This is a genomic window from Piscirickettsia litoralis, assembly GCF_001720395.1.
Lineage (GTDB): Bacteria > Pseudomonadota > Gammaproteobacteria > Piscirickettsiales > Piscirickettsiaceae > Piscirickettsia > Piscirickettsia litoralis.
This window is the reverse complement of the sequence record NZ_MDTU01000001.1, coordinates 2,479,835-2,488,153: the sequence shown is the minus strand read 5'-3', so window position 1 is coordinate 2,488,153 and position 8,319 is coordinate 2,479,835. Positions and strand designations below refer to the sequence as shown.

Below are 8,319 nucleotides of genomic sequence, written 5' to 3'. Positions count from 1 at the left end.
AAAAAGCATGTGCATAGACAGTTAATGATTGCTCAATCGGTAAATGATCAGGCACCGCTGAAACCGTCGCCAAAAAGCCACTCAGAGAAAACGCAGCCGCTTGGGACAAAAACCACACCCCCATCATCATTCCAACCAGATGCCTTGGGACCAACACAGTAATCATTGCAAGGCCAATCGGTGAAATTAGTAATTCACCAACGGTTTGTAGAAAATAGCTCGCAACTAACCACCAGGCAGAAGTCATACCGTCATGCCCCATATAGCGTGTCGCAAATGCAAGCACCATAAAACCAAACAACATAAATAATGTTGATAAAAAGAATTTATTCGGTGTACTTGGATTTAAATTATACCGATCTAATTTTAACCACAATTGACTTAAGATAGGGCTCAATACAATAATAAAAAATGGATTAAAGAATTGGGTAAATTCAGCATTAATTTTCATCCCTAAAAAGTCAGGCTGCATATTGCGCTCGGCAAATAGCATTAAGGATGTAAAAGTCTGGTTATATAAAGCCCAAAAGCCAACAGAAATAACTGTTAAAATCAGTGCGGCAATGATTTTATTACGATCAGTATACGACTCACGCATTGCAACAATGATCACCCAAAAAATAATCATAATAGATGCAACAATTAACACAGTTGAAGTAATTTTCGGCACTGAAAATAAACCATTAATAGCTAAAGCGCAAATCAATATACCTAAAAATAATCAAAAAATTAATGCGATTAAAATAAGTAGATATTTGGTATAACGGACTTTTTTTCGGCACTCCCCCCTTACCATTTAAACGGCGGCGGCCATAAATAAAAGTAATTAAACCAACCAACATACCTAATGCAGCAAGTAAAAATCCGCTATGCCAGCCATAATGATGGACTAAGTCCCCTGCAAAAATCGGTGGAATCAATGCACCAATATTAATCCCCATATAAAATAACGTAAAACCACCATCGCGCCGTGGGTCATTTTTCTCGTAAAGGTCACCGACAATACTCGAGACATTTGGCTTTAAGAAGCCATTAGCAATAATTAATAATGTTAACCCCCGAAAAAAATGATTCACGACCCGGCAGTGCACATAGCAAATAACTAATGACGAATAATAATCCACCTAAAATAATCGACCGCTGAAAACCAATATAGCGATCAGCAATAAAACCACCGGCAACTGGAGTTAGATATAGTAGCGCACTAAAAGCGCCATAGAGCAAGTAAGCATGCTTATCTGTAAAAAGTAGGCCCTTACTCATATAAAGGATAATAATAGTCTGTACGGTATAAAAACCAAATCGTTCCCAAAGCTCTGTAAAACAGAGTAAATAAAGGCCCCTAGGCTGCTGTTGTAGCATTAGAAAAAATCTCTTAATTTATAAAAAACAATACTAAACTATCACTATCCTATTCGGAAAGCGAGTGCAAGATTATATTGCAAGTCCAGTAATGAGTGTCTAACTTATTAAAAATTAAAAAATTATAGGAGAAATGAACATAACTTATAAAATATAAGCACCCCTTCCCTTTATTTCTAAAGGTTGCGAAAGTGCTTATATTTGGCTGAATTGATAAGGCAAATTACTATTTGGCTTCTTGCCAGACGATATCCAACTCTTTGACTGCTTTTACGTCATCCAAGCGACGTACAGGTAAAGTATATGGTGCAGCGTGTAAAGACTCAGAGTCTTTCACAGCTTCTGCACGAATTTTTACCATTGCATCGACAAAGGCATCTAGTTCTTCCTTACTTTCTGTCTCCGTCGGTTCAATTAAGAAACATTCTGGAACCAACAACGGAAAGTAGGTTGTCGGTGCATGCATGCCGTAATCCAATAAACGCTTAGCAACATCCATCGCAGAAACACCAGCACTTTTCTTCTCAGCTGCCAACGTTAAAATAAACTCATGGGTTGCCCGACGCCCTGGATAAGCCATAGTAAAACCGGCTTGAGCCAAACGCGCCATCAGGTAATTTGCGCTCAACGTCGCATAACGGCTGACCTCTTCCACACCCGTTTTGCCTAACATGCGAATATAAACATAAGCGCGGACTAATACCCCACTATTGCCCATAAAAGTACTCATGCGACCGATGCTCTTCGGCGCGCCTTTACGGTCAACCAAACCATATTCACCAGTTTCAGCCTGCTTTTGCACGTAGGGTACAGGCAAATAAGGCTTTAAGCGCTCGCTCACCGCCACAGGTCCAGAACCTGGGCCACCGCCACCATGCGGTGTTGCAAAGGTTTTATGCAAATTCAAGTGAATCACATCAAACCCCATATCACCCGGGCGCGTCTGACCTAAAATGGCATTTAAATTCGCACCATCGTAATACAACAAGCCGCCAGCTTGGTGAACAATCGCAGCAATTTCTTTAATTCTACGTTCAAACACACCTAAGGTTGATGGATTCGTCAGCATAATCCCTGCTGTTTTCGGGCTAACGGCTGCTTTTAAGGCACCAATATCCACATCACCATCGCTGGTTGTTGGGATTTCTTTGACCTTAAAACCACACATTACCGCAGAAGCAGGATTGGTTCCATGCGCAGCGTCGGGCACTAGAATTTCATCACGCTCATAGTCACCATTATCTAAGTGATAAGCGCGAATCATGGCAACTCCTGCATACTCACCCTGGGCACCTGCCATCGGCGATAAAGCAACGGCTGACATGCCAGTAATTTCAGCGAGCATCTCTTGCAGTTCATACATGCAACTTAAAAAGCCTTGGTTATCCTGATCAGCTAAATAAGGATGACGATTTAAAAACCCATCTAAGCTCGCCGCCTTATGCGCGCCTCGTGGGTTATATTTCATCGTACAAGAACCCAACGGATAAAACTGACTATCAATTGAAAAGTTCTTTTGTGATAACTGCGTATAATGACGAACAACTTGCATTTCAGACACTTCAGGCAAAGTCGGCCTATCTTTGCGCACATGCTTATCGGCAAACTGGACCTGTTCACACTCACGTGGTGCTTGCGCCGTTGCGGTACGACCGGTTGCAGAACGTTCAAAAATTAACATGACACACCCTCCGCCGTCAGTACTTCAATTAACGCATCATAGTAATTTTCTAGATCACGCTCAGTTTTCGTTTCTGTCACACAGAGTAATAGGCAGTTATCCATATTTGGGTAATTTCGACCTAAGTCATACCCGCCTAAAATACCTTTTTTACTTAAACCTATTAATACTTTTTTAGCACTTATCGGCAAGCGAATAACAACTTCATGGAAACTGTTTTCACGCTGATAGACTTGCTCAACGCCCTTAATCTGGCAAATGCGCTCAGCCAATGCCCGCGTATTGGCACATGAATGCGTTGCCACTTGCTTTAAGCCTTCAGACCCCAACAAAGCCAAGTAAATCGTCGTTGCAGTGACTAATAAACTTTGATTAGTACAGATATTAGAAGTCGCTTTGGCGCGGCGAATATGCTGCTCACGTGCTTGCAGGGTCAAGGCAAAACCTTCTTTGCCCTCCAAATCGGTTGTCCGACCAATGATACGTCCCGGCATTTGCCGCACATGTGGCATTTTACAAGTCATAAAGCCACAGTAAGGGCCGCCAGAAGCCAGTGGCACACCTAAGGGTTGACCTTCACCACAGGCAATATCCGCACCTTTTTCGCCCCATTGACCAGGCGCATGTAATAGGGCTAAAGCCGTTGGGTTCACAGAGGCAATAACAATCGCTTTTTGAGCATGAGCCCAATTGGTTAAATCATCAACATCTTCTAACTGACCCAAAAAATTCGGTTGGCTGATGATCACCGCAGTGATGTCTTCATTTTCCCAGGGTTTTAAACGGTCTAAATTAACTGTGCCTGTTTTTTCATCAAAAGGCACATCAACCAGCTCAATTTTTTGACTAGAAACCAAGGTATGAATCGTCTCACGATAAGCTGGGTGCAAGGCACCTAAGACTAAAATACGTCGTGATTTAGAGCGACGATTAAGGCGCACACTCATCAATACCGCTTCAGCTAAACTACTCGCGCCATCATAAAGCGACGCATTGGCCGCTTCCATACCCGTTAGCGACGCCATCATTGATTGATATTCATACAATAACTGCAAAGTACCCTGACTGGCTTCGGCTTGATAAGGGGTATAGGCGGAGTAAAACTCACCACGGGCAACGATGTCCCACACTGCAGATGGAATATGATGCTCGTAGGCACCAGCACCAACAAAATTAAGCTGAGATTGATCCTGATTTGCACGCTCACGCATCAAACGCAACACTGCCATTTCAGAGAGTGCCTCAGGTAAATCTAAGCCATCAATTTTTAATTCACTTGGAATTTCATCAAACAAATCTTCAACAGATTTCACGCCAATGCTTTCTAGCATTTGGCTTACATCTGCTTTTGTATGAGGAATAAAGGCCATGCTATCCCCCAACTATTCTTCTTCAGCCAATAACGCAGAATATGCCTCTGCATCCATTAACCCATCGATATCCGCTGCATTATTAGGCGCTAAGCGATACATCCAGCCTTCAGCAAAAGGAGCTTCATTAATAAGCTCTGGGCTGTCAGTTAACGCTTCATTCACAGCCAAAATTTTCCCAGCAATCGGGTTATAAGCATCTGCTGCTGCTTTCACTGACTCAATCACACCCACTTCAGCACCTGCATCATATTCAGTATCAAGCTCTGGCAACTCAACAAATACCACATCACCTAACAAGGATTGCGCATGATCACTAATACCAATCACTAAACTACCATCAGCCTCAACACGCACCCATTCATGTGATTTTGTGTATTTCACTTCGTTATTGACTTCACTCATGCCAGAATCTCCTCAACCGCTTTAGATTTTTTACCTAGACGAACAAAAGGACCACGCACAATATGTGCAGGAAAACGCTTATTACGAATTTCAACTTCAACGCTTGCCGCTTCACTGACTGGAATACGCGCAAATGCAACAGAAACACCGAGGCTCGGTGAGAAGGTTCCACTTGTAATCACACCTTCACCCACCCCCTCAACAATCACTTTTTGACCATGACGTAATACGCCATTTTTCGGTCATCACCAAAGCCACTAAACGCTTGTCTGAGCCTTGTGTTTTTATCTCTTCTAGCGCTTTACGGCCAATAAAATCACGCTCACTAGGCGCTAACGCCACCGTCCAACCTAAATTAGACTCATAAGGATGCGTTGATTCATCCATATCTTGACCAAATAAATTAAGTCCAGCTTCTAAACGCAGTGTATCACGCGCACCCAAACCACAAGGCGTAATACCAGCATCAATAAAATCTTGCCAAGCCTGCTCGGCCTGATCAACAGGTAAAATCAACTCTAAACCATCTTCACCGGTATAGCCTGTGCGGGCAATTGTCCACCCCTCGATCGACCCTACAGAAAAGGGCTTTAATTGACTGATTAATTCAACTTTAGGTGCCGATAGCATGGAGATCACTCGCGCCAAAGCTTGGGGGCCTTGTACCGCAATGATTGCCACATCTTCTGGAATCGTTACGGTCACTGAAAATTGTGCAGCAATTTCTTTAATCCAAGCAATATCTTTATCCGCACAACCTGCATTGACAACAATACGATAATACTCGTCACCCAAATAATACGTTATTAAATCATCGATTACACCACCCTCATGATTTAGCATGCAGCTATACAGTGCTTTCCCGGGTGTTTTAAGTTTATTGATATCGTTGGCGAGTAAGTAAGAGAAGAAAGCTTTAGCGTCAGATCCTTTGACATCAACCACTTGCATATGGGAAACATCAAACATCCCTGAATCATTTCTCACAGCCATATGTTCCTCTAGCTGCGAACCGTAGTAAATGGGCATCTGCCATCCAGCAAAGTCAACCCAACGTGGCGACAGTTTATCCTGTAAATCATACAGTGCTGTTTTCCTCACATCTCCCTCCTAATTCAAAAACCTGAATGAGCAAACACATTAACGAATTCACTGGATAAATACAAGCGGCACTGCAAAACACAGCAGTACAGGCCAGCCACAATCACGCTAGAACAACCTGTTAAAAGCAATCTACACATTAACTAAAATTGCTCACCATGTCGGCTATCATAACAACCTAAACAATGTAATTCTAAAGCACTTAGCTTTAACTCACCTTGCCGGCAAGACGAGAAGATCCTGCTACCTAACATGATAAGCAGAACAATGTCAGTGCTTTGAAATTACTTCAGTAAAAAACTTGACCTTTGATGAAGCTGAACACCTGAGCCTTCATCTAAAAGAAGCCAACATTTTTCATTTTCATCGATCTATCTTTATTATTCCGAATATATAAACACAGTCTTACTTAATGCTCTAATTATCATAACACCTCATCTTTGTTAACCTACTTTCACCAATAACAAACAATAAAGGGGACAAATATGCTCCTTATTTAGACTAACTAGAAGAAATATAAAGCTCGCCATATGGAGAGTAAATCAATAACTCCCCCATTCTGCCTAAAAACATGGGATTACAACTGACTTCCATCTACTGTAACATCTTAAATCCACGGCTTAACAACTAAATTATTAATTTAAAGCAACAGGTTATACAAGGCTGTTAATTAATTTAATACAAAAAGGTTAATATATTTGTGAACAGTTATTTAGATATGATCAATTTTTCACGCTCTTATCAAAAACTCGGCCGCAAGCAACCGAGTTTGAAAAACTATTCCAACAACTCTCCATTTTTACAAAACGTTCTTAATTTCAACTCCAAGATAAACTGGCCCTAATCATAAAGCATAACACTTTTTCAACTATCCAATTTTCTACAACTGAACTAAAACTAATGCCTAATAATCGGCTCTTCGCCGATTTAGCTGTCCATCACGGGGGCAAGCCCCCGAGATTTTCGCTCTGCGGTTAAAAAAGAGATAGACTACATCATAACGCCTATGGCTGCGCTAGGCTTCGATCATATTGCATATACATCAAATGATAAAAGCGGCAGATGGTTCTTTTTCAGTAATCGACCCGATTGGAAGACAGAGTATTTCAAGAAAAAACTTCACTTAAATCAATTAGAGCGTTACTCCCTGACAACTCAAGATCGAGAAAGCTTCTCTATCTGGAGTAAAAATCAAGCAACGTTAACAGCAGAGTTTAAAGGTGAGAGTAAGAAATACAATTTTGATGATGGTATTTATTATACACGCCAATCAAAGCTTGGCGATTCTATCGAATCCTTTACTTTAACTGTTAAAAACCAGCAAATTGACGATAAAATTCTTATAGAACATATACATGCAATACAACTTGCCGCAAATTTAATGAAAAACAGAATAAGCCAAGCCTTTCCCAATCACAGCTACTTAGACTTTGATAAGCATTTTGATTATGACAATGACCTCATGCTGCCATTAGACAACATAGCAGAAAAAAACAATTATAGTTATTCCATTAAAAACATGGAAAAAATAGAGAAAAGCATGGGAATTACTCAAGCAGAGTCAACCTGTCTACAACTACTGTTAAAAGGACTTTCATCAAAGTTAATTGCTAACTCGCTCAACAAATCACCAAGGACGATAGATTTGCATATAGAAAAAATCAAGCATAAGCTCAATTGCTCATCAAGAATAGAAGTAATCTCACTCTTTTCATGAAACTGGTTATAATCATTCGCATGCATAGTCACTCAGAAAACCCTTCATGCTCTCTTAAGAAAAATTTGTTAACTTTATCCTATTAAGAGCGCCCATATTTGAATAAGACTTAATATTACTTTGAAAAAACAAATAAGAACCAACAAGTTAAACTTAAGTGCTAAGTTTCTAACTACAGTAGGTAATCTAAAATATTTTTCTATATTTACTCCAAATAACCATAACGTGATTAATCAACTGTTAGAAATTCGCAAGCATACGATATAATTGACATGTTCCCTACAGCGACACCTTGGTGCTACGACCAGTGCCAAGCATTAAAAAGTAAGCTAATAAAATATTTACCATCATTTGATATCAGTGAGATGATCATTATCATCCTTGTTGGTGATAAGCTACTACCTCTCAGTAGCTGCGCCCAAGTATTAGATTACCTCCAGACTCACCAATTTGACACTGTCATATTACCTCCTGACAGGCACATACATATTCATGATGCCTACCCTGAAAATGACAACTTAAGAATATTTTCAGATAGCTTAGAAACTGACCTTAAACTATTCAATGGCGTAACCTTTTCTCATCCTGGGCCAAATGGTGGACTTTTTGTTAGCTTTTACTCTGGAGAAAATAGAAAATTATTCTCAAAAAAATTATCAGTCAATGCAAATAAAATAACTATT

10 protein-coding genes are annotated in these 8,319 nt (G+C 40.4%); 2 read left to right on the top strand and 8 right to left on the bottom strand.

From position 1 onward, the window contains the following. The 8 genes from BGC07_RS23385 to gcvT all read right to left on the bottom strand — a co-directional run. Positions 1-670 (bottom strand): oligopeptide:H+ symporter (locus BGC07_RS23385; RefSeq protein ID WP_162272291.1); only part of this gene is annotated, 670 nt, incomplete at its 3' end. 13 nt (positions 671-683) lie between these two features. Beyond that, entirely contained in the window at positions 684-1,076 is a 393-nt protein-coding gene (locus BGC07_RS23380) for a POT-type proton-dependent oligopeptide transporter (protein ID WP_069313371.1), read from the bottom strand. Further along, positions 1,033-1,362: an MFS transporter gene (locus BGC07_RS20175; RefSeq protein WP_069313370.1), complete on the bottom strand. Its 330-nt coding sequence runs from the start codon at positions 1,360-1,362 to the stop codon at positions 1,033-1,035. The genes BGC07_RS23380 and BGC07_RS20175 overlap by 44 nt, the downstream gene beginning before the upstream one ends. 226 nt (positions 1,363-1,588) lie before the next feature. Next, the gene (gene gcvPB / locus BGC07_RS12410; RefSeq protein WP_069313369.1) at positions 1,589-3,043 is read right to left on the bottom strand and encodes an aminomethyl-transferring glycine dehydrogenase subunit GcvPB; all 1,455 of its coding nucleotides are present in this window, start codon (positions 3,041-3,043) and stop codon (positions 1,589-1,591) included. Next, entirely contained in the window at positions 3,037-4,413 is a 1,377-nt protein-coding gene (gcvPA, locus tag BGC07_RS12405; RefSeq protein ID WP_069313368.1) for an aminomethyl-transferring glycine dehydrogenase subunit GcvPA, read from the bottom strand. Before gcvPA ends, gcvPB begins: the two co-directional genes overlap by 7 nt. A 12-nt stretch (positions 4,414-4,425) precedes the next feature. Further along, complete coding sequence (gene gcvH, locus BGC07_RS12400; protein ID WP_069313367.1) at positions 4,426-4,818, bottom strand: glycine cleavage system protein GcvH; 393 nt, start codon at positions 4,816-4,818, stop codon at positions 4,426-4,428. After that, the gene (locus BGC07_RS23915; RefSeq protein WP_394332122.1) at positions 4,815-5,027 is read right to left on the bottom strand and encodes a glycine cleavage T C-terminal barrel domain-containing protein; all 213 of its coding nucleotides are present in this window, start codon (positions 5,025-5,027) and stop codon (positions 4,815-4,817) included. The genes gcvH and BGC07_RS23915 overlap by 4 nt, the downstream gene beginning before the upstream one ends. Continuing rightward, positions 5,017-5,919, bottom strand: a complete 903-nt coding sequence (gcvT, locus tag BGC07_RS12395) for a glycine cleavage system aminomethyltransferase GcvT (RefSeq protein WP_394332121.1) — start codon at positions 5,917-5,919, stop codon at positions 5,017-5,019. Before gcvT ends, BGC07_RS23915 begins: the two co-directional genes overlap by 11 nt. 1,006 nt (positions 5,920-6,925) lie before the next feature. Here gcvT and BGC07_RS12390 point away from each other — a divergent pair. Both BGC07_RS12390 and BGC07_RS22430 read left to right on the top strand, forming a co-directional pair. Continuing rightward, positions 6,926-7,636: a helix-turn-helix transcriptional regulator gene (locus tag BGC07_RS12390; protein WP_069313366.1), complete on the top strand. Its 711-nt coding sequence runs from the start codon at positions 6,926-6,928 to the stop codon at positions 7,634-7,636. Positions 7,637-8,001: 365 nt separating this feature from the next. After that, a partial coding sequence (locus BGC07_RS22430; RefSeq protein WP_235603151.1) for a hypothetical protein occupies positions 8,002-8,319 on the top strand: 318 nt, incomplete at its 3' end.